The sequence below is a fragment of the Halomicrobium sp. HArcel3 genome, assembly GCF_058933135.1.
This window is the reverse complement of record NZ_JBZYDN010000008.1, coordinates 93,647-118,492: the sequence shown is the minus strand read 5'-3', so window position 1 is coordinate 118,492 and position 24,846 is coordinate 93,647. Positions and strand designations below refer to the sequence as shown.

The following is a 24,846-nucleotide window of genomic DNA, read 5'->3' as shown; positions in this document are numbered from 1 at the left end:
TCAGTGACGGCGCCGTCACTCGGTTAGCCGGGCCACCTCGTCCGCGGAGAGGTCGATGGCCGAGGCGGCGACGTTCTCCTCCAGGTGGTCGATACTGGAGGTTCCGGGGATTGGCAGGACGACGTCGGAGTGGTGGAGTAACCAGGCGAGCGCGACCTGGTACTCGGTCGCGTCGTGGCTCTCGGCGACGTCCGCGACGACCTCCTCCTTCTCGCCGAGATCGCCGGCGCCGAGCGGGAACCACGGGATGAAGCCGATACCGTACTCCTCGCAGGCTTCGAGGACGTCCTCCGATTCGCGATTGCCGACGTTGTACTCGTTCTGGACGGTGGCGATATCGACGATGTCGCGGGCGGTCTCCAGTTGTTCGACGGAGACGTTCGAGAGGCCGACGTGGTTCACCAGCCCCTCGTCCTTCAGCTCGGCGAAGGTCTGGACAGAGTCCTCGAAGGGTGTGTCCGGGTCAGGGCGGTGGAACTGGTACAGGTCTATCTGGTCGGTCTGCAGACGGTCGAGGCTGGCGAGCACGGCGTTGCGGACGTAGTCCGGGTCGCCGAGAGGCTTCCAGTCACCGTCCGTGTTCCGCAGGAGTCCGGCCTTCGTCGCGACGACGAGGTCGTCGCGGTCGGTGTCCAGCGCCTCGCCGATGAGGCGCTCGGAGACGCCGGGGCCGTAGGAGTCCGCAGTGTCGACGATGTCGACGCCCAGTTCGTCGGCCCGGCGGAGGACGTCGCGTGCCTCGTCCTCGTCGTCGGGCGGGCCGATGATGTCCTCGCCGGTGAGTCGCATCGCGCCGAAGCCAAGCCGGTGGACGGTCAACTCCCCGCCGACGTCGAACGTGTCGCTCTGGTTCTCGGTAGCCATCGTCGCAGACGACGGGCTGGACGCCCTTGAGCGTTGGTCACCAGGCGATCCGTCGGCTACAGCCGAGCGGCAAGGGTGTACCCGACCAGTACGACTCCGAGGACGAGGAAGAAGACGGCTTCGAGGCCCCAGAACCCGGCCGGCCACTCGCCGCTCACCGCGTAAATCGCGACCGAGAGTCCCGCACTCAGGAACGCGAGCGCTCCGACAGTCAGCTGGGACGTGTGCCGGTCTACGGGGCGGCTCGTAACGTCAGACATTGGACACCGACAGGTACGCCGCTGCGTACGATAGGGGTATTCCCAAAGTGGTTTGGTCCAGACGGGCTGCCGGCGACGCACGGCGCTACTCGGCGGCCGGGTCGAGCAGTTCGACGGGATGGCGCGTCGGCCCCAGCAGGTCGTCGAGTTGCTCCATGCAGGAGGTGCCCGAGGCGACGACGCGCTCGGCGTCGGCGAACTGGTCGGCGAGTTCCGCACCCACGGAGACGCTCAGTTCGTAGTACTGGCTCTTGTAGCCGAAGCTCCCCGCCATCCCGCAGCACTCCTGGTCGGAGGTCCGGACGTCGAATTCCCGGTCCGATAAGACGGCCTCGGTGTACACCGCCAGATCCATCGTCCGCTGCTGGCAGTGGCTGTGGTAGGAGACGGACTGTCCCTCACCAGCGGCCAGGGCGTCGGCGTCGGCGCCGTTCTCCAGCAGGCCGTAGACGTACTCCAGTATCTCGTAGGAGTTGCCAGCGATCCGGTCGAACTCCTCGTCGGGCAGCAGGCGCTCGTACTCGCGGCGGAACAGCGCGGCGTCGCTTGGCTCGACCACGACCACGTCGCGGCCGGCGTCGAGGTGAGGGGCGAGGGCCTCGCTGACCGCCTCGGCCCGCTCGCGCGCCGTCGACACCATCCCCTGGGAGAGCGGCGCGCGGCCGGAGGCCGGGATATCCGGGACGCGAACCGCACAGCCCAGCGCTTCGAGCACTCGGACCGCCGCCTTGCCGCGTTCGACCTGGACGTAGTTCGTGTACAGGTCCGGGTACAGCACGACCTGGCGCTCGGCGTCGGCAGGAGCGATCGTCTCGCGATCCGCGGCCCACTTCCGCAGCGTGTCCCGGCGGAACGCCGGCAGGTCCCGGCGCGGGTCCACCCCGGCGACCCGATCCATCAGCAGGCGGGCGGGGCGCGTCCGCGCGACCCAGTTGGAGACGGGCGCCGTCGCCGACCCGAGTTTCGCCAGCGTGTCCACGTTACCGAACAGGCGCTTCTGGGGGTCCAGCCCGCCCGGTTCCTCGTCGGGCGTGAGCCCCTCGACGAGGAAGTCGAACTCCGATGGCGCTTCGTCCCGATTGAGTCGGTCCCGGACCACGGTGTTGATCCACGGGATGTCGATGTTCACCGGGCAGGCGTCGACGCAGCGGGTGCAACCGGTACACAGATCGTTGAACTCGCCGGCGCTGTCGAGGCCGTGGACGCCGGTTTCCCAGCCCGTGGCGATCCCACCGGTGTAGGTCTCGCCGCCGAAGGCGTGGCCGCCGACGTGCTGGAAGTTCGAGCAGGAGTTGGCACAGGCGCCACAGCGGATGCAGTACAGCGTCTCCCGTAGCTCGTCGTCCTCGCGCATGGCGAAGCGGCCGTTGTCGACGAGCACGAGGTGGAAGTCCCTGTCGTCACTGCCGCCTCCGTCCCCCTCCACTCCACCGCCGGACTGTTCGGTGATGGGCACGTCCGGCTCGTCGAAGTCCAGCGTCGGCGAGTCGACGGGCGGCGTCAGCAACGAGAAGTACTGCGGGACGTCCTGGCCAGTGGCAGCCTTGGCGATTATCTGGGAGAAAGGCTGCAGATCCGCCACGGTCGGCAGTATCTTCTCGACGCCGGCGACGGCGACGTGCGTGTCCGGCGTCACCGCGCACTTGCGGGCGTTGCCCTCGTTGGTGACCAGTGCGATGGTCCCGCTCTCGGCGACGACGAAGTTCGCGCCCGTCATCCCGACGTCCGCTTCGCGGATGCGCTCGCCGAGGTAGTCGCGGGCGAAGCGGGTCAGGTCCTGGGCCGTTGCCAGCTCCTCCTCCGGATCGAAGTGAGCGTTGAACAGGTCCGCTATCTCCTCGCTGGACTTGTGGAGGCCCGGGCCGACGATGTGGGAGGGCGCCTCTTCGGCGACCTGGATGACGAACTCGCCCAGGTCGGTCTCGAAGACGTCGTAGCCCGCGTCGCCGAGGTGGTCGTTGAGGTCCAGTTCCTCGGTGGTCATCGACTTGCTCTTGACCAGCGTCTCGGCGTCCCGGTCGGCCATCACCTCCTCGACGTAGCGGTTGGCGTCGTCGGCGTCGTCGGCGACGTAGACGGTGCCGCCGTTCTCCTCGACGGACTCTCTGACCTGGTCGATCAGTTCCGGCAGGCGCGCGATGGCGTCCTCCTTGATCGCCCGGGCCTCGTCTCGCAGGGCGTCGTAGTCGAACCCTTCGATGGCCCGGTACCGTTCGCTGTTCATGTGACCGGTGTTCTCGTGGATGGTCTCGGACTCGGTCGACAGCAGGTGGCGGATGTGGGCCGCTTTCGCCTGCCGGTCGTCGGACCTGCTCACGACTGAGTCACCTCCGACTCGACGACGACCACGTGGACCTCGCTCGGACCGTGGACGCCCTGGACGAGCGCGCCCATGTCGCCCGTCGCGCTCGGGCCGGTGGCCATGATCACCGAGTCACGCTCTCGGGCCAGCGCCGGACCGAGTTCGTCGAAGGCGGCGTCGGTGTCGGGGACGACCTGCGCCTCGCGGACGACGGCGACGTGGCGGTCCGGGTAGAGGCTCACGGGCTCGACGGCGGTCGCCGTCGAGGGAATCGCGACAGTCCCGTGGTCTGCCACGGCGAAGGCGACGGGCGTCACGCCGCTAGCGGCGGCCTGGAGCTGTGCGGGCGTGGGGTCGGTCTCGACGGCGGCGGGCAGCGACAGGTCCTGATCGTCCAGCGCCACGCCGACTGCCGGCTCCCGGACGGCGTCGGCGAGGGCCCCGTCGAACTCCGCGACCGACGTCCGCGTGACATCGCAGTCGTGGTCGACCAGCGCGTCCTCGAAGCGGGTGAGCGAAGTGGCCACTGTTCTGGTGTCACATGGTGGTTCGGTCACTTAACGCGTGCGGCGGCGAGGCCGGCGGAGCACCGACGTGGCGAGGACGGCGAGGAGACGGCGCCTAGTCGGTCGTGGCGGCGGCGTCGGGGCGGTAGTCGCGGCTAACGACTTTCCAGGTGTCGCTGCGGTAGCGGTAGTACGTTATCGCCGCGGGGACGGCCATCTCCAGGACGATGGCCGCGTACAGCGCCGCGATTCCGATCGAGGTCACGGCGCCGAGGTAGGCGATCGGGAGCGTGAACAGGTAGAGGCCGGCCAGCTGGGCGTACATCGGCCACCGGGTGTCGCCGCTCGCCCGCAGTGGACCCGTCGAAGCGCCGTAGACCCCGTTGAAGAGGATGCTCACCGCCGCGACGGAGAGGAACGTCGTGACGAGCGGGAGGATGGCCGGTTCGTCGACGAACACCCGGGCGATGGGGTCGACGAAGACGAGGACGCCGACGGCGATGAGGGCGTAGGCGGCCAGCGAGAACCGCATGATGTCGCTGGCCCACGCGCCGGCCTCGCGCTCGTCGTCCTGGCCCAGCGCCTGGCCCACGAGGCTGGACGAGGCCATACTGAACCCCCAGTTCGGGGTATCCATGAGCCCGCGGACGCGCATGGCGACGACGTACGCCGCGACGACGTTGGGTCCGAACAGACCGACGATGAATATCTTCGGGAACTGGCCGCCGCTGCGAGCGAGGTTCGTCGCGATGAGCGGCGCAGACATCTTGCGGAGGTCCCCGAACAGGTCCCGGTCGAGGTGGGGGCCGGAGAGCGGTATTCGGACGGGCAACTCGCCGACGCCGGGCAGGTGCCCGCGGGCCAGGCCGACGGCGAACCCCGTCGTGACGAGGACGTTGGCGACGACTGTGCCGATGGCCGCGCCGACGACGCCCATCCCCAGGCCGAAGATGAGGACGGCGTTGACGACGATGTTGACGACGGCGCCACCGCCCCGCAGGATCATCGGCGACCAGGCGTCGTCGGCCCCGACGAGCGTCCGACTGCCGACGAGGTTGAGCGCCGCGAACGGGACGCCGACGCTGACGACGCGGAGGTAGTCCGTCCCGAAGGCGGTCGCCGACGCGCCGGAGCCGATGAGGTCGACTAGGAAGCCCGGCACCAGGGCATACAGCAGTGTGATGGGAAGCGTGATAGCCACCGCGAGCGCCACGCTCACCTTCACAGACTGGGCGAGTTCCTCGTGGGCGCCGGCGCCGAAGCGCTGGGAGACGAGGCCGATGGTCCCGCCGGCGACGCCGCCGCCCAGCGCGAACGCGAGGCCCCAGAACGGCGCGGCGTAGCCCACGCCCGCGATTGCGGCGGGACCCAGCGCTATCCCGACCATCGCGACGTCGGCCGTCGACTTCGACATCCGGGCCAGGCCGGTGACGATTCGTGGAGACGCCAGGTCGAGCGAGTGTTCGACCCGCGCGCGTTCGATGAGCCCCGCCCGGACGAGCACGGCCCCGACGAGGCCGAGCGCGAGACGGACGGGATTGAGCGAAAACACTGGTAGTTGCCGGTATCGTTTCCGTTACCAACCATAAATTTGCCGGTTAGACGGCACACAGGACGCAGACACCGGTATCAGAGACGAGATTGCGCGGTCGACACCCTGCAGCCGAGTGGAAAGAGGTTTGCACTCGCGGGAGCGACCCACGCCAATGCCCGACTGGTCCCGACGGCAGACCCTCTCGACACTCGCTGGCGGCCTCGCAGCCGCGCTCGCCGGGTGTCGGGGGACCGACAGCAGCGACGGATCGCCCGACCGGTTCGAACGACGCGTGGAGAACTACGAAGTCAAGGGGGTGCGTGACGAGGACGGTGCGGCCCTGTTCACCCGCCACGACGAGTTCCCGGACGGCCACGCCGGTGGTTACCACCACCTGAAGAGCACGGAGGACCTGGAGGAACTGACCTTCGCCGACGTGCCAGCGGCCCGGGCGCTCCGTGAGTTCAGCGCCGCCACGGACTTCGAGGAGCGGTCGATATACCTGTTCGCACAGTCGGTCCCGGCGTGTTACACCGTGGAGCTCCGGCACGTCGATGTCGATCGGAACGGCCCCAGCGCGCAGTTCTGTCGCGACCTCCGGCCCGTCGACGTCGAGTGCGAGACCGACGCCGAACACACCGCCGGCTACGCCATCAGGCTCCCGTTCACCGGGGAGAACCACAGCGGCATGGGCTCGGGGATGAGCAGTTCGTGCTCCCGGCCGCCTCGCCCCGAGCCGTTCGACGCCAACGTCACCCTCGCGAACGGGCGTGATGGGCGATGACCGACCCGACTCGCCGCCGGCTCCTCACCGGCTGCGGCGCCGGACTCGCCGCGCTCGCTGGCTGTTCGGGACTCCCGGCGTTCGGCGACGAGACCGACGATCGGCCCGACTACGACAGGGAGGCCGTCGAACGCGCGCTCGCGCCCGTCGCGGACCTGCTGGAACCGGACGCCTTCCCGGTCGGTATCCCGGCGGCCCTCCAGCACCACCATCGCGAGCGCGGCCGGGAGTACGTCGACGCCGTCCCCGCCGAGCCCGGATACCCGAACGGCGTCATCGCCTCGCGAGTCGCCGACGAGCGCGCGGCGGCCGCGTCGGCACTGGACGAGGACGCCACTGGTCGTCCGCGAAACCGGCTGGAGACGTGGCGGGACCGCCGCGAGGAGGCGGCGGCCGTCATGGGGACGCACCTCGCTGCGACCGGAGGGATCGACCGGAGCGACGTCGACGCGTTGGGCGAGCGTGGCAGGTCGCGACTGGCCGCCTTCGAAGCCGACTGGGCGTACCGGGCGACAGACGTTATCGACGCGGCGGTCGTCCACGCGACGCTGGAGGACTACGTACAGACGTGTCGCGGGCAGCTACACACGAACTCACCGTTCCCGACGAAGCCGGACGAAGCGGTCTTCCAGGCCGGCGACGTCGTCGGGACCGTGGACGGGGCCATCGCCACCGCCACCGACGCCGGCCGGCTGCGCGAGCAGTACCGCAGCAGCGTGGACGCCGATACCGGGTACCGACAGCGCCTCGCGAGCGCCGCCTCGCGACTCGACCGGTCCCTCTCGTCCACCACGAGCGACCTGGAGGAGTACCTCGACGTCGAACCGGACGAGGCGTTCGACGCCGACCTCTCGGACACGCCGGCGGAGACGGTGTTCAGGGACGCATCGCGAACGGTCGAGTGGCGGCGTGAGCAGGTGGACGAAGCGGGCCAGCGCCACGACCCCGCGACGGCAGTCCTCGCGGCCGGGCACGGGTTCGTCGCGGCCGGCGCGCTGGAGGCCGTCGTCGACGCCGTCGAGGACGGGAACTACCGGGAGTACCCGACTGTAGACGACATCGAGCGTCACACCGACCGGGCTATCGACGCGCTCGAAGCCGCGTGGGACGCCGAGCCGCAGGCACTCGCCATCGAAATCGCCGACCCGGCCCTCCTGTCGCTCCGCGCTGCTCACCGGCGCGTGCGAGAATCGCAGTTCTACGGCGGACCGGAGCGCGTGTTCGTCCAGGTTCTCCACGCCGAGGCCCAGGCGCGTGCGGTGCCGGCGGCGACGGCGTTCGTCGCCGAGCGACTGCAGGCGACCGGCCCGGACTAGCGGGGCGATACCCCGAGCGTCGGAGCGCCCGCTCAGAAATCGAGCAGCGAGCGCAACCGGTCGAGCGGTCCGCCGCCGAGTTCCGCCACCGTCGTCATCTCGTCGTCGGTGAGCGCGAAGTCGAAGACGTCGAGGTTCTCCCGGAGGTGGTCCTCGCCGCCGGCCTTGGGGATGGCGACGACGTTCGGCTGCTGGACGAGCCAGCGGAGTGCGACCTGGGCGCCCGTCTTCCCGTAGCGCTCGCCGAGTTCCATGAGCGTGCCGTCCTTCGCGACCTTCCCCTTGCCCAGCGGGCTGTACGCCGTCAGCAGGACGTCGTGTTCGAGACAGAACTCGAGGAGGGCCGACCGGTCCTCGTAGGGGTTGTACTCCACCTGGTTGGTCAGAATCGGCGTCTCGGAGGCATCCATCGCCGTCCGCAACTGGTCGACCGAGAAGTTGCTCACGCCGACGTGGCGTACCGTTCCCTCGGCCTGCAGGTCGTTCATCGCCCCGATGGTCTCCGGGATCGGGATCGAGCGACTCGGCGCGTGGATCAACAGCAGATCGATCGTGTCGACCCCGAGCTTTTCCGCGCTCCGGCGACCCGACGCCAGCACGTCGTCGCGGGCGAGGTTGGTCTTCCACACCTTCGTCGTCAGGAACACCGCCTCGCGGTCGACCGGCGACTCCCCCAGCGCCGTCCCGACCGCCGTCTCGTTCTCGTACAGCTCCGCCGTGTCGAGGTGGCGATACCCCAGGTCGAGCGCGCGCCTGACGGCCCGTACCCCTGCCCGCCCCCGTAGCTCGTAGGTCCCGAGGCCGACGGCCGGCACCCGCACGCCGCGGGCGGTCTCGTACTCCATGTCAGTCTTTAGCACTCTGCCGTGAAAAGTGCGCGCCGTTTCCCGGTCTGAAGGGCACGACCGTGACAACCACCGAGAGTACCGAACCCGTTCAATCAACGTCCGGGCGGGACTGAAAGGGGCGACCGGTTCGAGGAAGGCTGGCGACGCAAGCACGCGACCACCGGGAGCGCGCGCAGCGAGCCACCCGACTCGAACCGGTCGGGGCTTTCTTGTCGTTTGCGGAAGATCAGCTGGCGTTCGCCATCGCTATTCTCACTCCTAGCGAGAATCGACGGAGGAAAACCCCTGGAGCGACCACGAACGGTCGATGGAGGTCCAGTTCCTGGGCGGAGCCGACGAGATCGGTCGGAGCGCCGTCCTGGTCGACGGATCGCTGCTGCTCGACTACGGGATGGCCAGCGAGTCGCCTCCGCAGTACCCCGTCGGGAACGTGGATCCCGAGGCCGTCGTCGTCTCGCACGGCCACCTCGACCACGCCGGCGCGGTGCCGTCGCTCATGTCCAGGGGCGAGGACCTCCCCGAGATTCACTGGACGCCACCGACGCGTGACCTGGCGACGACGCTCGCCGAGGACACCCTGAAGCTCCACGGCGGGACGATGCAGTGTCCCTTCACCGTGACCGACGTCCGGCGGATGAGCCAGGTCTCCCACACTCACGGCTACGGCGAGAACGAGTCGTTCTCCGTCGCGGGGTACGAGGTGACGTTCTTCGACGCGGGCCACATCCCGGGAAGCGCCCACGTGCTGGTCGACGACGGCGAGACGCGCCTCCTCTACACCGGCGACTTCCACACCGACGATCAACGACTCGTCGCCGGCACCACCGACCGGCCCGACGCCGACGCCGTCGTCTGCGAGTCGACGTACTCCGACGTCTCTCACGAGGACCGCGACAGCGTCGAGAAACGGTTCGTCGAATCACTGCAAACGACCATCTGGGAGGGCGGAACCGTCGTCGTCCCCGCCTTTGCCATCGGCCGGACCCAGGAGATGATGCTGGTCTGTGCGGCCCACGACGTCGAGTGCTACGTCGACGGGATGGGGACGCGCGTCACCGAACTCCTCCGGCGCCACCCCGACTTCCTCCGGGACGCCGACGCGCTCCAGCGGGCGACCTCCCACGCCCGCTTCGTCGACGGTCGAGACGGCCAGCGCCGGCGAATTGCGGAGCAAAACACGGTCATCATCACGACCTCGGGGATGCTCTCTGGCGGCCCGGCGATGACCTACGTCCCGGCGATTCGTGAACTCCCGGTGAACAAGATAGCGATGACGGGCTACCAGGTCGAGGGAACGCCGGGTCGGGACCTGCTCGACACCGGGAGCGCCGAGATCGACGGCCGCCGGATGCCCGTCAGCGCCCAGGTCGAACTGTACGACTTCTCCGCGCACGCGGACCGAGACGGCCTGCGTTCCTTCCTCGATTCGTACGGCGACACGCCGGTACTCCTCAACCACGGTGACCGCACCGCGGCCTTCGCCGAGGAGTTGCGCGAGGACGGCTTCGACGCGGCGGCGCCGGAGCTGGGGGAGACGGTGACCATCTGAGCGACTCGCGGACCGGAATCGTCGCGAACCGGGAACCCCGCAGTCGGTCCACTCTTTGCGGTCGCTCCCGTTCGCCGGAGTAGATGCTCGTCGACCAGTACGACGCGTTCCTCGTCGACATGGACGGCGTGGTCCACGTCGGCGACTCGCCAGTCCCCGGCGCGGTCGACGCGATTCGGGACCTGCGGGACCGCGGGAAGACCGTCCGGTTCGTGACCAACAACTCAAGGGCCAGCCGGGAGGCCCTCGTCGAGGACCTCCGGGGGTTCGGAATCGAGGCAAACCCGGACGACGTGGTCAGCGCCGCCTGGGCGACCGCCGAATACCTCGCCGAACGGGGCGTCCAGGCGGTCTCGCTCGTCGGCGGTGAGGGGTTCGCCGGGATGGTTCGAGACCACGGCATCGCGGTCCGCGACGAGAACGTCGACGCCGTCGTGGTGGGCCACGACGATACCGTTGCCTATGCAGATCTCAAGCGGGCGACACAGCTGATATACGAGGAGGGCGCCGACCTCGTCGCCGCCAACGCCGACGGCTGGTACCCAACGTCGGACGGTATCGCCCCCGGAACCGGCGCGACCGTCGCGGCCATCGAGGCGGCCACCGGCGCCGAGGCGACCGTCGTCGGCAAGCCCGAGGCCAGACTGTTCGAAATCGCGATGGAGGGACTGCCGCCAGAGCGGACAGTGATGGTCGGCGACAATCCGCAGGCTGACCTGGTGGGTGCCGAGGCCGCCGGTATCGACGGGATTCTTGTGACTGGGACTGGCGGCGACGTGGGGGCGGGGAGTTTGGATGAAGTCGGAGTGACTCCCGTAGCGACTGTGGAAAGTCTCGCCACGCTTCTCACGTAGACCAGAGCGTGATACAGACTGTCGAGTTACTCAGTTAGCGTCCTCAGGCCAGGTCTTCGTGGAACCGCCATCAGAAGTATCTTCGAGGGTTCCTGCATCGACGGGGAACGTAGTTCCATTACGTGTCTCAAGAATTTCAACGGTAATCTCGAATGGGTGACCACCAGTTCCACCGGTACTGTACTCGACGGTGCCGTTCGAATCATTTGGACCGGTAGTCTTCACTTCGGTAGCTGAATCCTTCTGCGTGTCTTCGAACGTAACTCTGGCTCCACCGAACCGCTCGGTGTTCGAAGTTTCATAGGAGACAGTGTAGTTGGTGGTGTTCTTCTCGGTGGTGTCGTTGAGGGTGAAAGCCTCGAGTTGAGGGCTGTCGGAACGAGTCGAGTCACCGTATCCCGACGGATCGATACCATCGGCATCATCCTGAATCGTGACATCGTCAACAACAAGCCCGTTCTGGTTCTCCACTTCGACAATTATCTCGAACGAATCGTCTTCAGTCCCTCCTTCATTGTAACTGAGGCTCCCGGTGGGAGAATCCGGGCTCAGGTCGGTGTCCGTAGCCCAACTATCGCTGGTGTCGCGAAATCGTCCTCGAACTTGCCCAAAGGTATCGAGATTCGAAACCTGATAATATACTGTGTAGTTACCGTTGTTGTTCTTGGTAGTATCCTCTACGAGGACCCAGTCTAATTTAGGACTGTTCGCATTGCCGAACTCTCCACTGCTGGAACCACTCCCGCCTGCGTCATCGATCGTCTGCTTCGTAATGATCGGGGCAGTGGTTCCCTGCTTGTACACTCTGAATGTGAACTGATAACGTTCACCCATTGCCCCACCATCACTACCCCCGCCCCTGGGATAGGAAATCATGCCCTCTACCCCGGTCCGCGTAAACGTATCTCCAGTAATGTTTGGGTTGTCGATGTTTTCGACGTCGATCTCGATCCGGTCGAAGTTAGCAACCCATTTTACCTGAAATACTATCTGATACTCCGCGTTGTTATTCTTGGATTTGTCCTGAATCTGATAGTTCAGCGTCGGGTTGCCATCGACGGCGACCGTTCCGCTCGCGGAAAGACTGTCTCGAAACGTTGCGGTGGTTTTGCCGTCGACCAGCATCGAGCTCCCGCCGACGAGCAATAAACTCCCGGCGACGAACTTCCGCCGAGAGATATCGCTCCCGGCAGGCTTCTCGGAGTCGAATCGGCGTTTCTTCCCACCCATGGATGCGGCGAACTCGTACAGAATAGAGGGTAATTCAGATATATAAGCGACGTGGCCGATTCCCGAACGAGTCAATTGACTAATCTACTCGGCGGATGAGCCAATCACGCGCTCCACGAGGTTCCGTTCCCGTCGGGTTCGTCGGTAAGGGTCCCCGAATCGACGACGATGCCGTTGTCCTTGACGACTTCGACAGTGATAGCGAACGGTCCCCACCTGGGATAGGTCTGACCGTCGTCAGGATACGACACGGCCCCGCTGTCGACGGTCTCGTTCGATATCGTCTGGTTCCCCTCGGGGTAGAGGAACCCGAAAAACCCGTTGGTACTCTCGAAGTGAACCTGGACCTCGCCATCGAACCCGTCTGAGTCGGCGACCTGATACGAGACGTCGTATCGGGTCCCGTCGTCCCCGTTACTGAGATCCGTTACAGTGAACGATTCGAGTGTCGGGTCGTCTGACCCACCCATGTCGTCCCCCGGTGGATTCGTACCATCCGGCGAATCAGTGAGGGTTTCCGTCATGACCGGGTTCGAATCACCGGCTCCGGCGGCGCTCACTTCGAACGAAAACTCGAACGTATCGAAATACGCTCCCCCATCGGCAGTGTGTTGAATCACTCCTTCCTGCCCGTCGGCCGCGTCGCGTGGATACGTCGTCGAGTCGCCCGACGTGTTATCCACCGTAACCTCGATTCCGTCGAACCCTTCTTCCATCACCACCTGGTAGATAATCTGGTACTGAACGTCTTCTAAGAAACGACTGTTATCCTGGAGGGCTACGTTGAGCTCCGCTATCTGCACATCACTGGATGCCGAATCGGCACTCTGGAACTCAGCCTTCGTCGTCGCAGTGACGAGATTCGAGCTTCCGCCGATCGTCGCTAAACTCCCAGCGAGAACCTTCCGGCGAGAGATGCCACTCCGACGGTCCTCCTGCTCGCGACACCCGCGGTTATCCACACCCATAGCGTACCACACCCAGTTGTGGCAGAGATTGGTGAAACCCAACCATAAGGGCCCGTATCGTGTCGAACGGTGAGGAGGGACGCGATGGCAACGCCCGTTTTCCGGGATGCCGTTGTCGCCCGTCGATTACACTTTCACCGCGCTTGGCCGAGTATTATACCCATCCCGACGAGAGCTACTGGTGGAGGGCGAGAACGTTCCCCAATCATACAACACGCTCCAGTCCTCCGACGAGGTGATTTCGGTGTCTACGTCTCCATCGGCTGCCGGCACGTGCCCGCGGTGTGGCGAGGCCGTGCCAACGCATCGACTCCTGATCGAGTACGAGACGACCGACGGTCCGGCGGCCTTCGCCGAGTGTCCCACGTGCGGCGACGTGGTGCATCCCGAGCCCGCCTGACCGGTCGTCTCCGTTCCCCTTTCGAACCGAACCGTCACGAGCGACGGCGCTGGTCTCAGATCCGACTCCGAGCGCTCAGTGGGCCGGCGTGTACGCCTCGGAGAAGACGTTGAGGACGACGACGCCCGCGACGACGAGGGTGACGCCGACGACGCCGGCCAGGTCGAGGGACTCCTCGAACAGCGCCACGCCGATGGCGACGGAGCCGACGATGCCGACGGCGGCCCACGTCGCGTAGACCAGCCCCAGGTCGAGGTCCTGGAGCGTGAGACTGAGCAGGTAGAAGGCGCCGAGGTAGCCGACGAGGACCACGGCGCTCGGGAGGGGATTCGTGAACCCGTCGGAGTACTTCAGCGCCGTCGTTCCGGCGAGTTCCGACGCGATGGCGAGTGCAAGTGCGAGATACGGGCGCATGCCGGATTGCTCTCGTGCGGTGTGGAAAACCGGTTCCAAACGGACGGGGACTTCAGATATGTTTTCTGACAGCTCCTGGTCGGACAGACTCTTGTCACTGGGCCGAGCCGATGGTGTCGATGAGCGACCTGACCGAACTCGGTCTCTCCAGCTACGAGGAGCAGGCCTATCGCGCCCTGCTCACGCTCGGCCCCGCGACGGCACAGCAGGTCTCGGAGACCAGCGACGTCCCGAAGGGGCGCGTCTACGACGTGCTGAACGCGCTCGCGGCCCGGGACCTGGTCGAGGTCAGGGCCGGGGCCGAACCGCGACGGTACGCGGCGATCGACCCGGACGAGGCGGTCGACCGACTGCTCGACGAACGCCGCGCTGACCTCCGGGAAGAACGGGCCAGGTACGAACAGCTAGCGGCGGACGTGAGCGCCGAACTCTCGACCGCGGTCCCGAGCGAGAGTCGCTTCTGGTCGATCCCGATCGGGAGCGGCGACGCCGTCGCCGGGATGGGTGAGCAGTTCGACGCCGCCGAGGAGACGCTCCTGTCGGTCGTCGCCGCGCCGTACGAGGGCGCCGCGCCGGAGGCCTACCGGGAAGAGATAGCGGCCTACGCGGACCTGGTTCGGACCGACCTGGAGGTGAAACTGTTGACGACGCCCGAACTTATCGACCGGACGCCGACCGACCAGCTGGCGCGAGCCGTCGCCGACGCGCCCGACTTCGCGGTCCGAACGACGACCGGGATCAACCTCACCTACGACGTGCTGGACCGCGAGGCGGCGTATCTCAGCGTCCCGACGCCGTTCACCGACGGCGAGCGGCTGGGGGCAGTGCTGGTGCGCGACGACGACCTCGCCGACCGGCTCGAAGACCGATTCCGCGAGGCCTGGGCGGCCGCGGATCCGGTCGAACCCGCGGTCGCCGGCGACGACTGAACGGTCTGCCAGGATCGCGAGCGAGCGCCTTCAGAACTCGCCGTTGATCGCGCCGGCGACTCGCTGGCGGTCGAACAGCTGCTCGTCCTCGGGAATCTCGGGATACGGGCCGTTCTCGTAGGTCGGCCACTCGCCGAAGACGTCGGGGTAGAGCTGTTTGGCCGTCATCTCCAGCTGGAAGAGGTTCAGGACCGGGCCCTGGTAGCGGGCGCCCTGCGCGTAGACGCGGTCGTTCTTCACGGCCGTGATCTCCGACGCGACCGGGTCCTCCGCGAAGGCGACGCGGCGGTCGGCCATGTTCGTGTTCGGTTCCATCCCACCGAGGTGGAGGATTACTTCGGGGTCCGCGTCCAGGAGCGCCTCGAAGTCGACGACGGAGTTGCTCTCGACGGTCCCCTCGAAGGCGTCGCGGGGCCCAAGCGGACGGGTGTGTGCCGTCAGGAACCCCGGCGTGTTCATCGTGTACGTGTAGATCTCCTGGATGTCGGCGGCGGCGATCATCACCGCCGTCGGGCGCTCTGACTCGGCCGGGAGGTCGGCGTCGATCGTCGAGCGGAGTTCCTCGCGCACGGCGGCGAGTTCCTCGTAGCGCGCTCGCTCGCGGAACACTTCGGCGACGAGTTCGAACTGCTCCCAGAGGCCGTAGTACTCGTAGTCGTCGGCCCACTCGCCGGTCGGTTCGCGGTGGATGTCGCTGAGCGAGTTGCCGAACCACGGGGAGACGTTCTCGGCGATCTCGTCGACGTCCGCGCGGTCCCAGCTCTCTTGCTGGGTGATCCACGCGGGGTCGGCGAGGTGGACGTCGCTGTCGAGTTGGTACAGCTTCTCTTTGCTCGGTTGCCAGGAGGAGTACAGCCCGGTCCAGTCCAGCGTGACGCCGGGGAGCCGTTCGACGTACTGGTTCCAGAGACCGTCGTAGTAGTCCGGCGCGTGCATCGCCGTGACGTCGTCCCCGTGGCCGAGCGCGAACGCCATGTCGGCGTGGTGAGTGAGCCGCGTGAAGACGGTCTCGGGCGGCGACTCGAAGGTCACCTCGCCCACGGGCGACATGGTCACCGAGTACGAACTGGCTTCGGTGTCCGTTTCTGCCGCCGTCTCGGTCGCTCGCTGGGTCCCCGTCTCGGTGGCCGTCGAGGCGTCGTCGGTCGCGGGCGCGGACTCGCTGCCCGAACAGCCGGCCAGCAGGCCGCTGGCGACTATCGCCCCGCCGTACTTGATCGTCTCTCGTCGCGTCGGTGCGCCGGTCGTGTCGGTGCCGTCGTCAGTCATGATCGGTTGTCTCCGTTGACGATGTCCGCGAGTCGCTGGCGGTCGAATAGCTGCTCCTCTTCGGGAATCTCGGGGTAGTGCTGGCCGTCCTCGTAGTCGGGCCACTCGCCGAAGACGTCGGGGTAGAGCTGTTTGGCGCCCATCTCTATCTGGAAGAGGTTCATGATCGGGCCCTGATAGCGCATCCCCGCCGGGTAGACACGGTCGTTTTCGACGGCGCTGAGCGTCTGGCCCGCGGAGTTGGATTCGAGCGTCTCGCGCGTGTCTGCCATGCTGTAGTTGGGCGTCATCCCCCAGAGGTGGAGGATGACGTCCGGGTCGGCCTCCAGCATCGCCTCGTAGTCGACGGTGCCCCACAGCCCGTTCCAGTCCTCCTCGGCGAAGGCGTCCCTGGCGCCCAGCGGGCGAGTGTCGGCCAGCCAGTACCCCGGCTTGTTGAGGTGGTAGGTCCAGAAGGACTCGCCGTCGCCCGAGAGCGTCACCCGGACGGCGGTGGGCCGCTCCTCCTCGGGCGGCAGGTCGGCCTGAATCGTCGAGACGAGGTCGGTGTGGACCTGCGCGAGGGCTTCGTACCGCTCGCGCTCCTGGAACACGTCGGCGACGTTCCCGAACAGTTCCCACAGCGTGTAGTACTGGTAGTCGTCGTAGCCCTTCGGCGGCGACTCGTTGGTCCCGCTGTAGAAGTTCCCGAACCAGGGGGCGAGCTGGGAGTCGACCTCGTCGACGTCGGACTGGCTCCAGCCGTCCTGCGTCGACACCCACGCTGGGTCGGCGAGGTGAACGTCGCTATCGAGTTCGTAGAGGAGCTCTCTGGGAAGCCCGTCGGCCAGCGGATCCCGCAGCCCTTCCCACTCGACGGAGACGCCGTCGAGGTGGTGGTAGTAGTGGTTCATCGTCGTCCCGGACATCTCGGGGACGTACACCGAGTTGACCGCGTCGCCGTGGCCCAGCGCGACGGCCATGTCGAGGTACTGCGGGAAGACGGTGAACACGTTCTCGGGGACGGCGTCGAACGTCACGTCGCCCGCCGGCGAGAGCGAGGCGGTGTAGGAACCGTCGGTCGACGTCTGGGAGGCGGTCGGGGTCTCGGTCGTCGTCTCGCCGTTCGCGGTGTCGTCCGCCGTCGGCGTCGACGCATCGTTGGCACCACCCTGGCTGCAGCCGGCGACGGCCGTCCCGAGCGCGACGCTCGCGCCGGTCAGGAACCGTCGACGGGTGCTGTCTGTCTGGTCTCGCATACGATTTAGGCCCACCTAAAGGACTAAAGAGCTACCGGTTTTTAGGTAGGCCTAATCGGAAGAGATCCGGCCCGGATCAAAACTGTTAACAAGAGGATTAGGCCTACCTAAACCAAATATGGCCAGTGCCCATTCGGACGCCCAGGTCTCGGAGACTGCCGAGGACCGGGGCTGGCTCACCGGCGACCTCGTCTTCTTCTGTCTCGCGTGCACGGCCGTCACCGTCTTCGCGGGGCTGATCCAGGTCAGCTTCGGGGCGTTCACGATGACCATCGAACAGGCCTGGCGCGCGGTGTTCAACCCACAGGTCGTCTTCAACCTGAACGCCTGGGAGGCGTTCATGTTCGGGACCGAACTCCCCGAGATGAACCGCCGGAGCCTGATCGTCTGGAACATCCGGCTGCCCCGCGTCTTCGTCGCCGCCATCGTCGGCGCGTCGCTCGCCGTCTCGGGCGCCATCTTCCAGGCCGTGACGCGCAACGAACTCGCCAGTCCCTACGTGCTCGGCGTCAGTTCCGGCGCGGGATTGACGGTCCTGCTCACCCTCGTCGTCTTCCCGAGCGTCACCGTCGCCATCCCGTACATCTTCGGCACGTTCACCTTCAACACGACGTCGCTGCTCCCGCTGCTGGCCGCGCTCGGCGGGACCATCGCCTTCCTCCTCGTCTACGGCATCGCCTGGAAGGGCGGGACCAGCCCGGTGCGGCTCGTGCTGGCCGGCGTCATCGTCAACATGGTGTTCCAGTCACTCCAGCGTGGCCTGTTCTTCTTCGCCGACGACCTCGGCGTCGTCCAGTCCGCGCTGGCCTGGATCACCGGCTCGCTCACGGGCACCGGCTGGGAGCAGGTCCGCCTGGCCATCATCCCCGCGACCATCGCCATCCTGCTGGCCGTCGCCGGCGCGAGACAGCTCAACGTGCTCTTGCTGGGCGAACGCACGGCCCAGTCGCTCGGGATGCGCGTCGAGCGCGTCCGCTTCATGCTCTCTGGCGTGGCCATCCTCGCTGCGAGTACCGCAATCGCCGTCGCCGGCATCATCGGTTTCTTCGGACTCGTCGTCCCCCACGTCGTCCGCATCGTCCTCGGGAGCGACTACCGGCGGCTGGTGATCGGCTGCGTGTTCGCCGGCCCCGCGCTGCTGGTCGTCGCCGACGTCGGCGCCAGGCTCGCGCTGAGTCCGGTCCAGATCCCGGTCGGCGTCGTCACCGGCGTCGTCGGCGGACCGTACTTCCTCTACCTGATGCGCAAACAGGAGTCCATGGGTGACCTGTGATGGCACAGCGAGACGCCTCCCACGAGAGCGACCACGACCGGATCACGGACACCAACGACGTCGCCGTCGAGAGCGCAGTCGTCGCCGACGAACTCCAGTTGAGCTACCCCTCCTCCGACGAGACCATCGTCGACGTCGCGCGCCTTGACGTCCCCGAGGGGGCCGTAACGGCCCTGGTCGGGCCCAACGGGAGCGGCAAGAGCACGCTACTGAAGGGGCTCTCGAACCACCTCGCGCCCGACCAGGGCGACGTCAGGCTCTGGGGCGAGAGCGTCGACTCCTTCGGCGACAAGGAGCTGGCCCGCGCGCTCGGCGTCCTCTCACAGGAGAACGAGTCGCCGGGGACCATCACCGTCGAGGACCTGGTCTACCACGGCCGGTATCCCCACCGAGGATTCTTCGAGAGCGTCACCGACGCGGACCGCGAGGCCGTCGAGCGCGCCCTGGAGATGGCCGGCGTCGAACACCTCCGGAACTCGGAGGTCGGCCAGCTCTCCGGCGGTCAGAAACAGCTCGCCTGGATCGCGATGGTGCTGGCCCAGGAGACAGACGTCCTGTTGCTCGACGAACCCACCACCTTCCTCGACCTCCACAACCAGTTCAAGGTCCTGGAGACGGTCCGCCAGCTCAACGAGCGGACCGAGGTCACCGTCGCCGTCGTCCTCCACGACGTCGCCCAGGCGGCCCGGTTCGCCGACTACCTCATCGCGCTTCGGGACGGCCAGCTCTACGACTGGGGGCCACCGGGGGACGTCGTCACCGAACAGCTGCTGGCCGACGTCTTCGGCGTCGAGGCCACGGTGGAGTACGAGCCCGAGTTGCAAGTGCTGCCCCGACGCGCGCTCCCGGACGACCGGAACTGACGAGCGGCGGGATCTGGCGACCGGGGACGACGACCCCGACGCGGCGCGAATCGGTGCCGCTTTACATTTTTAGGCCAGCCTAAAACGCGATGAGCGAAGAGACCAGACGTACAAGACGGAACGTACTACGGACGAGCGCCTCTCTCGCCGCCGTCGGCGGACTCGCCGGCTGTAGCCAGGACGACACAGGTAGCGCGGCCACCGAGAACGACGTCGAATCCGAGACGGCAACCGGGACGCCGGCCGAGACCGCGTCGTCGACCGAGAGCGGGTACTCGGTGACGATGAAACCGGTGGGCACCGTCGACTTCGAGGCCGTGCCCGAGACCTGGGCCACCTACTGTCAGGGGTACGCCGACATGGGCATCGCGCTCGGCCAGGCCGAGGGCCTGCTCAGTGTCGGCTACAAACCCCGGCTCCACACCAAGTGGTACGACGAACTCGACGGCGTGAGCGTCGACAAAGAGGGGCTTCAGGCGCTGTACCAGGGCGGCATCGACAAGGAGCTGTTCTACTCGATGGACGCCGACGTCCACGTCGTCGACCCCAACTGGCTGTCGAACAACTTCAAGGGCTGGGAGCAGTCCGACGTCGACGACATCGCCGACGAGGTCTCACCGTTCATCGGCAACCTGATCTTCCGGCAGACCGACGAGTGGCACGACTATCGCTACTACACGATGTACGAGGCCTTCGAGACGGTCGCCGAGGTGTTCCAGGAGCAGGAACGGTACCAGGCGTTCGCCGACCTGCACGAGGAGTACGTCCGGGGTCGCGTCGCCGACAAACTACCGGAGGGCGACGACGCGGTGGAGGCTGCGATACTCCACGCGGCCGGCGAGGAACCGGAGAAGTTCGCACCGAACCGCCTCGAATCGAGCGGGACGGCGCTGAAACACGTCCGCGACCTGAACGTCCAGGACGCGTTCGTCGGCACCGAAGTCCAGGGGCTGAGCTCCACCAATCGGACGAAGATAGATTTCGAGACCCTGCTCGACGTCGACCCGCCGGTCCTGCTCGTGAAAGGTCACGAAGCCAAGAGCACCCAGGAGTTCCAGGACACGGTCGTGGCCCACTTCGAGAACCACGACGTCGGCGCGAGCCTCACCGCGGTCCAAGAGGGGCGCATCTTCAGGGGCGGACCGGTCTACCAGGGCCCGATCCACAACCTCTTCCTCGTCGAGCGGCTCGCAAAGAACCTCTACCCGGACACGTTCTCCGGCGAACTGTTCGACCGCCAGCGCGTCGCGGACATCGTCACCGGCGAGTTCTGACTCGACGCCGACCCATCGACCTGCCGTGATCCAGTCCGGTCACTGCCGACCGGGCGCCGCTTTTCCGCCGACGGACGCCGCTTTTCCGACGGGCAGGACGTCGAACAGTGACGGCGCTCCACTCCTCAGAGGTACGGCGCGACGGCCTCCAGCACCGGCTGGTGGAGGTCGTAGTGGACGACGGCCGCGATGACGGCCAGTTCGAACGCCGTGACCGCGAGGGTGACCGCGTCCGACCACTTGCTGGAGACGGCCACGCCCACCGGGATGTCGTACTCCTCGGGGTAGGGATAGAACAGGGCCATCCCGCGGATGTTGCCCAGCATGTCCAGCACGTAGTGGGTCGCGACGCCGATCCAGACGTAGTGGAGGTTGCCGAAGACGACGGGGAAGGCCAGGAACGCCCCGAGCGTCGCGAGGTTGTGGAAGGTCTTGCGGTGGGTCCCGAAGCTGGTGTCGATGTCGGGGAACAGCGCACCGAGCGTGACCGGAACGCCGACGGCGAGGAGCGCCTCGACCGTCGGCAGCGCCAGCTCCCCTTCGAGGATGACCGCGATGCCGACGCTCAACAGGACGGCGTTTTCGACGTGGCCGCGTTCGTTCATCGGCGGTGACTGCGCCGCCGGGGTACGTCAATTATTCGGGACTGGTCCGGTCGCCGGGTGGCGCCGACGCGCCGTCGGGCCTGGGACCCGAAATTCCTTGACCGACGCGGCACGAACCGACCAGCATGAAACGAACGACCCTCGAATCCGACGACTGGTTCGACGTGCTGCTGACGACCAGCGACGCCCAGGCGGCCGTGATGACGCTCGATCCCGGCCAGTCGACCGGTGGGCCCGACAACTACCACCGGGAGAGCGACCAGTGGCTCTACGCGGTCTCTGGGGCGGCCACGGCGATTGTCGAGGGGGAAACCGTCTCGGTCAGTGCCGGCGATCTCGTCGTCATCGAGGCCGGCGAGACGCACGAACTGGCGACCGACGGCGACGAACCGTTCGAGTCACTGAACATCTACGTCCCGCCGGACTACTGAGAACTCACTCGCGCACCGTCGCAGACAGTCGGTCGAAGTCGTACGCGACGCCGGTCAGATCTTCCGAGACGGTCCAGAGCCGTTCGGCGACGGCCGGGTCGTAGGACTCCTCACTCGACTCCTGGAAGCCGGGGTGACCGCGCATATTAAACAGGCCGGCCGGCCCCACGTACTCGCCGCCGATGACCGCGTCGTCGGTGGCGGCGAACAGCATCGGTAGCGCGCCCATCTCGGCCGACTGGCCGAACACCGCGTTCGCGGCCTTCATCGCCCAGAGCTGGAGCGTCGACCCCGACGCCTCGCCGGTCCGGATCTGGAGGTTGGTGTCGGCGTAGCCCGGGTGACAGACGACGCTGGTGACGCCGTCGACGCCGTGCTCGCCGAGTCGGTCGTCCAGTTCGTAGCCGAACAGCACGTTCGCCAGCTTGCTCTGGGCGTAGGCCGTCCACTTGTCGTAGCTCTGCTCGCCCTGGAGGTCGTCGAAGTCGATGTTCCCCCGCTCGTGTACCCCGCTCGACTGGGTGACGACGCGGGACTCGCCCCGCGTCTCGGCGAGGGCGGAAAGCAGGTGGCCCGTCAGCGCGAAGTGGCCGAGGTGGTTCACGCCGAACTGCGTCTCGAAGCCGTCGGCCGTCTCCGACCGGGGGATGGCCATGACGCCGGCGTTGTTACAGAGGACGCGTAATTCGTCGTAGTCGTCCGTAAACGCGTCCGTGAACTCGGCGACGGCGGACAGGTCGCCCAGATCGCACTCGCGGACGTCCAGGTCGGCGTCGGGGACGGCTGCCCGTATCTCCCCGGCCGCTCGCTCGCCGCGGTCGACGGACCGGCAGGCCATCACGACCGTCGCTCCCCGGTCGGCGAAGACCCGCGTCGCCTCGTAGCCGATGCCGCTGTTCGCGCCGGTGACCACGACCACCTCGTCGTCCATCCGGGGCACGTCCTCGGCCGTCCACTTGTCACTCATCGACCGAACGTTCGGTTCGACGGGTGAGAAAACTATCGGCCCGGGACGTCGCACTGCCACGGCAGGCCAGTCGTCGGCATTGGCGAGCAGCGACGCCATGCTGTGCGCCGTTCAGACGCTGCCCGTCTGCGCGCCCCAGAGCTCCGCGTACCGGCCGCCACCGTCGACAAGTTCCTCGTGGGCGCCGCGCTCGACGACCTGGCCGTCTTCGAGGACGACGATCTGGTCGGCCCCGACGACCGTCGAGAGGCGATGAGCGACGACGAACGTGGTGCGGTCCTCGGTGAGCGCGTCGAGCGACGACTGGATGCGCTGTTCGGTGTCGGTGTCGACGTCGCTGGTCGCCTCGTCGAGGACGAGGATCGCGGGATCCTGCAGGACGACGCGGGCGATGGCGATGCGCTGGCGCTGCCCGCCGGAGAGCTTGACGCCGCGCTCGCCCACGCGGGTGTCGTAGCCGTCTGGGAGTTCGGAGATGAACTCGTGGGCCTCCGCGGCGCGAGCGGCGTCGCGCACGTCGTCCATGCTCGCATCGAAGCGGCCGTAGCGGATGTTGTCGCCGATGGTGCCGTCGAAGAGGAAGGCGTCCTGGGAGACGTAGCCCACGTGGGTCCGCAGACTCGCCAGTTCCAGGTCGCGGACGTCCGTTCCGTCGGCGCGCACTGCGCCCTCGTTGAGGTCGTAGAGGCGCAGCAGCAGGCGACAGAGCGTCGACTTCCCGGCGCCTGTCGAGCCGACGAAGGCGACCGTCTCGCCCGGTTCGGCCTCGACCGAGACGTCCTCGATGACGTACTCCGCCTCGTCGCCGGTCGATTCGAGGACGGCGCCTCCGTCGGCTGCTGGGCTCTTTCCCCGTTCGTCCTCGCCCTCGGCGCGGGCCAGGAAGTCCGGGTAGGCGAAGGAGACGTCCTCGTACTCGACGTGACCCTCGGGATTGTCGAGCGGGACCGCGTCCTCGGCGTCCTCGATCCGCACTGGAATATCGTACAGGCCGAACACGCGGGAGGCCGAGACCCGGGCGTTCTGGACCTGGTCGACGATGCTGGAGACTTCGGCCAGGGGCGAGACGAACCGCTGGGTCATGAAGACGAACGTGATGAAGACCCCGACGCTGAGTTCGCTCGTGAAGGGACCAAATCCGTCGGCGAGCAGCCAGTAGCCCCCGACGACGAAGGTGATGGCGAAGGAGAGGCCGGCGAGCAGTTCCATCCCGGGCCGGTAGAAGTACGCGAGTTTCAGCACCTCCATGATGGACTCGAAGACGCCCCGCGAGGCGTCCCGGACGCGACCGGACTCGTACTCCTCGCTGGAGGTGGCCTTCGCGAGTTCGACGCCGCTGATCCCGTTCTCGATGCGGGTGTTGAACGTCGCCACGGCGGACTGGCGGTCCTCGTACCGGGGCTCGATGACGCGCATGAACCACCAGGTGAAGGCGACCATCAGTGGGAGCCCGAGGAGCGTGACCACGGCGAGCTGGGGATTCAGCAGGAAGAGGATGGCGGCGATACCGAACACCATCACGACCAGTCGGACGCCGTTCATCAGCGCGTCGTCGAGGAACAGTTCGAGGTTCGAGGCGTCGTTCGAGAGGATGGACATCACCTCGCCGGTCTGCTTGTCGTCGAAGAACGCGGCGTCCAGCCGGATCATCTTCTCGAAGCTATCGGACCGGACTTTGTGCATCACGCCGTGGGCGAAGAAGTTGGCCACGACGCCGTAGATCCAGGTGAAGACGGCCGTCGTCAGGAAGGCGCCGGCGATGAGGATCGCTGAGAACCAGAACGCCTCGACCTGGGTCTGGGGGAGCAACGACGTCGGCACGAGCGGGAGCTGATAGGCCGTGTCGCTCTCGCCGAACACGGCGTCGATGGCCGCGCCGAGCACCACCGGCGGGAGCAGCGACGCGGCCTGGGCGACGAGGTTGGCGAGCAGGCCGACGATCAACCAGCGCTTTCGTTCGAGCCCGTACTCTCTGAAGAGCCGGACCAGCGGTCTGTCGATGCGCTGGCGGTACCGGTCGAACGGCGTCTCCTCGTCGGCGGCCATGGGGACTGACTATCGAGTCAGTGTACATAACAGCTTGGAAACCCGTTCGGCCGCGGCGACGCCCGAACCGGGCGCTCGGGGCGCCGGCCCCGTCGCGGCGACGTCCGCCACGAACGTCGTGC

Annotated in this window: 24 protein-coding genes; 10 read left to right on the top strand and 14 right to left on the bottom strand. The window is 67.0% G+C overall.

What is annotated here, in order from left to right:
- Positions 1-15 precede the first annotated feature (15 nt).
- The 5 genes from AC5FRV_RS17545 to AC5FRV_RS17525 form a co-directional block, all read right to left on the bottom strand.
- On the bottom strand, positions 16-864 hold the full coding sequence (locus AC5FRV_RS17545; RefSeq protein ID WP_493562380.1) for an aldo/keto reductase: 849 nt from the start codon (positions 862-864) through the stop codon (positions 16-18).
- Positions 865-920: 56 nt separating this feature from the next.
- Positions 921-1,124 (bottom strand): hypothetical protein, encoded by a 204-nt coding sequence (locus AC5FRV_RS17540; protein ID WP_493562379.1) that lies wholly within the window; start codon positions 1,122-1,124, stop codon positions 921-923.
- A gap of 85 nt (positions 1,125-1,209) precedes the next feature.
- Positions 1,210-3,441, bottom strand: a complete 2,232-nt coding sequence (locus AC5FRV_RS17535) for an LUD domain-containing protein (RefSeq protein ID WP_493562378.1) — start codon at positions 3,439-3,441, stop codon at positions 1,210-1,212.
- On the bottom strand, positions 3,438-3,953 hold the full coding sequence (locus AC5FRV_RS17530) for an LUD domain-containing protein (protein WP_493562377.1): 516 nt from the start codon (positions 3,951-3,953) through the stop codon (positions 3,438-3,440). The genes AC5FRV_RS17535 and AC5FRV_RS17530 overlap by 4 nt, the downstream gene beginning before the upstream one ends.
- A gap of 94 nt (positions 3,954-4,047) precedes the next feature.
- Positions 4,048-5,484, bottom strand: a complete 1,437-nt coding sequence (locus AC5FRV_RS17525) for an MATE family efflux transporter (RefSeq protein WP_493562376.1) — start codon at positions 5,482-5,484, stop codon at positions 4,048-4,050.
- A 154-nt stretch (positions 5,485-5,638) separates the two neighbouring features.
- On the opposite strand from AC5FRV_RS17525, the gene AC5FRV_RS17520 reads away from it, so the two are divergent.
- Complete coding sequence (locus tag AC5FRV_RS17520; protein WP_493562375.1) at positions 5,639-6,250, top strand: hypothetical protein; 612 nt, start codon at positions 5,639-5,641, stop codon at positions 6,248-6,250.
- Entirely contained in the window at positions 6,247-7,566 is a 1,320-nt protein-coding gene (locus tag AC5FRV_RS17515) for a hypothetical protein (RefSeq protein ID WP_493562374.1), read from the top strand. Before AC5FRV_RS17520 ends, AC5FRV_RS17515 begins: the two co-directional genes overlap by 4 nt.
- Positions 7,567-7,598: 32 nt before the next feature.
- Here the strand turns inward: AC5FRV_RS17515 and AC5FRV_RS17510 are convergent, their stop codons facing one another.
- A complete protein-coding gene (locus tag AC5FRV_RS17510; protein WP_493562373.1) occupies positions 7,599-8,411 on the bottom strand; it encodes an aldo/keto reductase in 813 nt (270 codons plus the stop codon).
- Positions 8,412-8,721: 310 nt separating this feature from the next.
- Between AC5FRV_RS17510 and AC5FRV_RS17505 the strand changes: the two genes are divergently transcribed.
- Complete coding sequence (locus AC5FRV_RS17505; RefSeq protein ID WP_493562372.1) at positions 8,722-9,963, top strand: MBL fold metallo-hydrolase; 1,242 nt, start codon at positions 8,722-8,724, stop codon at positions 9,961-9,963.
- A gap of 83 nt (positions 9,964-10,046) precedes the next feature.
- Positions 10,047-10,817 (top strand): HAD-IIA family hydrolase, encoded by a 771-nt coding sequence (locus AC5FRV_RS17500; protein WP_493562371.1) that lies wholly within the window; start codon positions 10,047-10,049, stop codon positions 10,815-10,817.
- 30 nt (positions 10,818-10,847) lie between these two features.
- Here the strand turns inward: AC5FRV_RS17500 and AC5FRV_RS17495 are convergent, their stop codons facing one another.
- Positions 10,848-12,047, bottom strand: a complete 1,200-nt coding sequence (locus AC5FRV_RS17495) for a hypothetical protein (protein ID WP_493562370.1) — start codon at positions 12,045-12,047, stop codon at positions 10,848-10,850.
- Between the two features lie 104 nt (positions 12,048-12,151).
- Positions 12,152-13,057 (bottom strand): hypothetical protein, encoded by a 906-nt coding sequence (locus tag AC5FRV_RS17490; RefSeq protein ID WP_493562369.1) that lies wholly within the window; start codon positions 13,055-13,057, stop codon positions 12,152-12,154.
- Positions 13,058-13,121: 64 nt separating this feature from the next.
- Between AC5FRV_RS17490 and AC5FRV_RS17485 the strand changes: the two genes are divergently transcribed.
- The gene (locus AC5FRV_RS17485) at positions 13,122-13,415 is read left to right on the top strand and encodes a DUF7837 family putative zinc-binding protein (protein ID WP_493562368.1); all 294 of its coding nucleotides are present in this window, start codon (positions 13,122-13,124) and stop codon (positions 13,413-13,415) included.
- 75 nt (positions 13,416-13,490) lie between these two features.
- Here AC5FRV_RS17485 and AC5FRV_RS17480 read toward each other — a convergent pair whose 3' ends face one another.
- Complete coding sequence (locus AC5FRV_RS17480; protein WP_493562367.1) at positions 13,491-13,829, bottom strand: DMT family transporter; 339 nt, start codon at positions 13,827-13,829, stop codon at positions 13,491-13,493.
- Positions 13,830-13,948: 119 nt separating this feature from the next.
- Between AC5FRV_RS17480 and AC5FRV_RS17475 the strand changes: the two genes are divergently transcribed.
- Positions 13,949-14,758 (top strand): TrmB family transcriptional regulator, encoded by an 810-nt coding sequence (locus AC5FRV_RS17475; RefSeq protein WP_493562366.1) that lies wholly within the window; start codon positions 13,949-13,951, stop codon positions 14,756-14,758.
- Between the two features lie 30 nt (positions 14,759-14,788).
- On the opposite strand, the gene AC5FRV_RS17470 is transcribed toward AC5FRV_RS17475, so the two are convergent.
- Positions 14,789-16,027 (bottom strand): ABC transporter substrate-binding protein, encoded by a 1,239-nt coding sequence (locus AC5FRV_RS17470; RefSeq protein ID WP_493562365.1) that lies wholly within the window; start codon positions 16,025-16,027, stop codon positions 14,789-14,791.
- Positions 16,024-17,265 carry an ABC transporter substrate-binding protein gene (locus AC5FRV_RS17465; RefSeq protein ID WP_493562364.1) on the bottom strand — a complete coding sequence of 414 codons (1,242 nt, stop codon included), beginning with the start codon at positions 17,263-17,265 and terminating at the stop codon, positions 16,024-16,026. Before AC5FRV_RS17465 ends, AC5FRV_RS17470 begins: the two co-directional genes overlap by 4 nt.
- A 118-nt stretch (positions 17,266-17,383) precedes the next feature.
- Between AC5FRV_RS17465 and AC5FRV_RS17460 the strand changes: the two genes are divergently transcribed.
- The 3 genes from AC5FRV_RS17460 (at position 17,384) to AC5FRV_RS17450 (ending at position 20,675) form a co-directional block, all read left to right on the top strand.
- Entirely contained in the window at positions 17,384-18,538 is a 1,155-nt protein-coding gene (locus AC5FRV_RS17460) for a FecCD family ABC transporter permease (protein WP_493562363.1), read from the top strand.
- On the top strand, positions 18,538-19,401 hold the full coding sequence (locus AC5FRV_RS17455) for an ABC transporter ATP-binding protein (protein WP_493562362.1): 864 nt from the start codon (positions 18,538-18,540) through the stop codon (positions 19,399-19,401). Before AC5FRV_RS17460 ends, AC5FRV_RS17455 begins: the two co-directional genes overlap by 1 nt.
- Positions 19,402-19,490: 89 nt before the next feature.
- Positions 19,491-20,675 carry an ABC transporter substrate-binding protein gene (locus AC5FRV_RS17450; RefSeq protein ID WP_493562361.1) on the top strand — a complete coding sequence of 395 codons (1,185 nt, stop codon included), beginning with the start codon at positions 19,491-19,493 and terminating at the stop codon, positions 20,673-20,675.
- 125 nt (positions 20,676-20,800) lie between these two features.
- On the opposite strand, the gene AC5FRV_RS17445 is transcribed toward AC5FRV_RS17450, so the two are convergent.
- Positions 20,801-21,280 (bottom strand): metal-dependent hydrolase, encoded by a 480-nt coding sequence (locus AC5FRV_RS17445; RefSeq protein WP_493562360.1) that lies wholly within the window; start codon positions 21,278-21,280, stop codon positions 20,801-20,803.
- A gap of 125 nt (positions 21,281-21,405) precedes the next feature.
- Between AC5FRV_RS17445 and AC5FRV_RS17440 the strand changes: the two genes are divergently transcribed.
- A complete protein-coding gene (locus AC5FRV_RS17440) occupies positions 21,406-21,711 on the top strand; it encodes a cupin domain-containing protein (protein WP_493562359.1) in 306 nt (101 codons plus the stop codon).
- 4 nt (positions 21,712-21,715) lie between these two features.
- On the opposite strand, the gene AC5FRV_RS17435 is transcribed toward AC5FRV_RS17440, so the two are convergent.
- Positions 21,716-22,678 carry an oxidoreductase gene (locus tag AC5FRV_RS17435; protein ID WP_493562358.1) on the bottom strand — a complete coding sequence of 321 codons (963 nt, stop codon included), beginning with the start codon at positions 22,676-22,678 and terminating at the stop codon, positions 21,716-21,718.
- Between the two features lie 111 nt (positions 22,679-22,789).
- A complete protein-coding gene (locus AC5FRV_RS17430) occupies positions 22,790-24,724 on the bottom strand; it encodes an ABC transporter ATP-binding protein (RefSeq protein WP_493562357.1) in 1,935 nt (644 codons plus the stop codon).
- Between the last annotated feature and the right edge of the window lie 122 nt (positions 24,725-24,846).

Bases quoted from the DNA above. Each gene is read 5' to 3' on its own strand.
- AC5FRV_RS17545 (WP_493562380.1), bottom strand. From the start codon at position 864: ATGGCTACCGAGAACCAGAGCGACACGTTCGACGTCGGCGGGGAGTTG.
- AC5FRV_RS17540 (WP_493562379.1), bottom strand. From the start codon at position 1,124: ATGTCTGACGTTACGAGCCGCCCCGTAGACCGGCACACGTCCCAGCTG.
- AC5FRV_RS17520 (WP_493562375.1), top strand. From the start codon at position 5,639: ATGCCCGACTGGTCCCGACGGCAGACCCTCTCGACACTCGCTGGCGGC.
- AC5FRV_RS17515 (WP_493562374.1), top strand. From the start codon at position 6,247: ATGACCGACCCGACTCGCCGCCGGCTCCTCACCGGCTGCGGCGCCGGA.
- AC5FRV_RS17510 (WP_493562373.1), bottom strand. From the start codon at position 8,411: ATGGAGTACGAGACCGCCCGCGGCGTGCGGGTGCCGGCCGTCGGCCTC.
- AC5FRV_RS17505 (WP_493562372.1), top strand. From the start codon at position 8,722: ATGGAGGTCCAGTTCCTGGGCGGAGCCGACGAGATCGGTCGGAGCGCC.
- AC5FRV_RS17500 (WP_493562371.1), top strand. From the start codon at position 10,047: ATGCTCGTCGACCAGTACGACGCGTTCCTCGTCGACATGGACGGCGTG.
- AC5FRV_RS17495 (WP_493562370.1), bottom strand. From the start codon at position 12,047: ATGGGTGGGAAGAAACGCCGATTCGACTCCGAGAAGCCTGCCGGGAGC.
- AC5FRV_RS17485 (WP_493562368.1), top strand. From the start codon at position 13,122: ATGCCGTTGTCGCCCGTCGATTACACTTTCACCGCGCTTGGCCGAGTA.
- AC5FRV_RS17480 (WP_493562367.1), bottom strand. From the start codon at position 13,829: ATGCGCCCGTATCTCGCACTTGCACTCGCCATCGCGTCGGAACTCGCC.
- AC5FRV_RS17475 (WP_493562366.1), top strand. From the start codon at position 13,949: ATGAGCGACCTGACCGAACTCGGTCTCTCCAGCTACGAGGAGCAGGCC.
- AC5FRV_RS17470 (WP_493562365.1), bottom strand. From the start codon at position 16,027: ATGACTGACGACGGCACCGACACGACCGGCGCACCGACGCGACGAGAG.
- AC5FRV_RS17465 (WP_493562364.1), bottom strand. From the start codon at position 17,265: ATGCGAGACCAGACAGACAGCACCCGTCGACGGTTCCTGACCGGCGCG.
- AC5FRV_RS17460 (WP_493562363.1), top strand. From the start codon at position 17,384: ATGGCCAGTGCCCATTCGGACGCCCAGGTCTCGGAGACTGCCGAGGAC.
- AC5FRV_RS17455 (WP_493562362.1), top strand. From the start codon at position 18,538: ATGGCACAGCGAGACGCCTCCCACGAGAGCGACCACGACCGGATCACG.
- AC5FRV_RS17450 (WP_493562361.1), top strand. From the start codon at position 19,491: ATGAGCGAAGAGACCAGACGTACAAGACGGAACGTACTACGGACGAGC.
- AC5FRV_RS17445 (WP_493562360.1), bottom strand. From the start codon at position 21,280: ATGAACGAACGCGGCCACGTCGAAAACGCCGTCCTGTTGAGCGTCGGC.
- AC5FRV_RS17440 (WP_493562359.1), top strand. From the start codon at position 21,406: ATGAAACGAACGACCCTCGAATCCGACGACTGGTTCGACGTGCTGCTG.
- AC5FRV_RS17435 (WP_493562358.1), bottom strand. From the start codon at position 22,678: ATGAGTGACAAGTGGACGGCCGAGGACGTGCCCCGGATGGACGACGAG.
- AC5FRV_RS17430 (WP_493562357.1), bottom strand. From the start codon at position 24,724: ATGGCCGCCGACGAGGAGACGCCGTTCGACCGGTACCGCCAGCGCATC.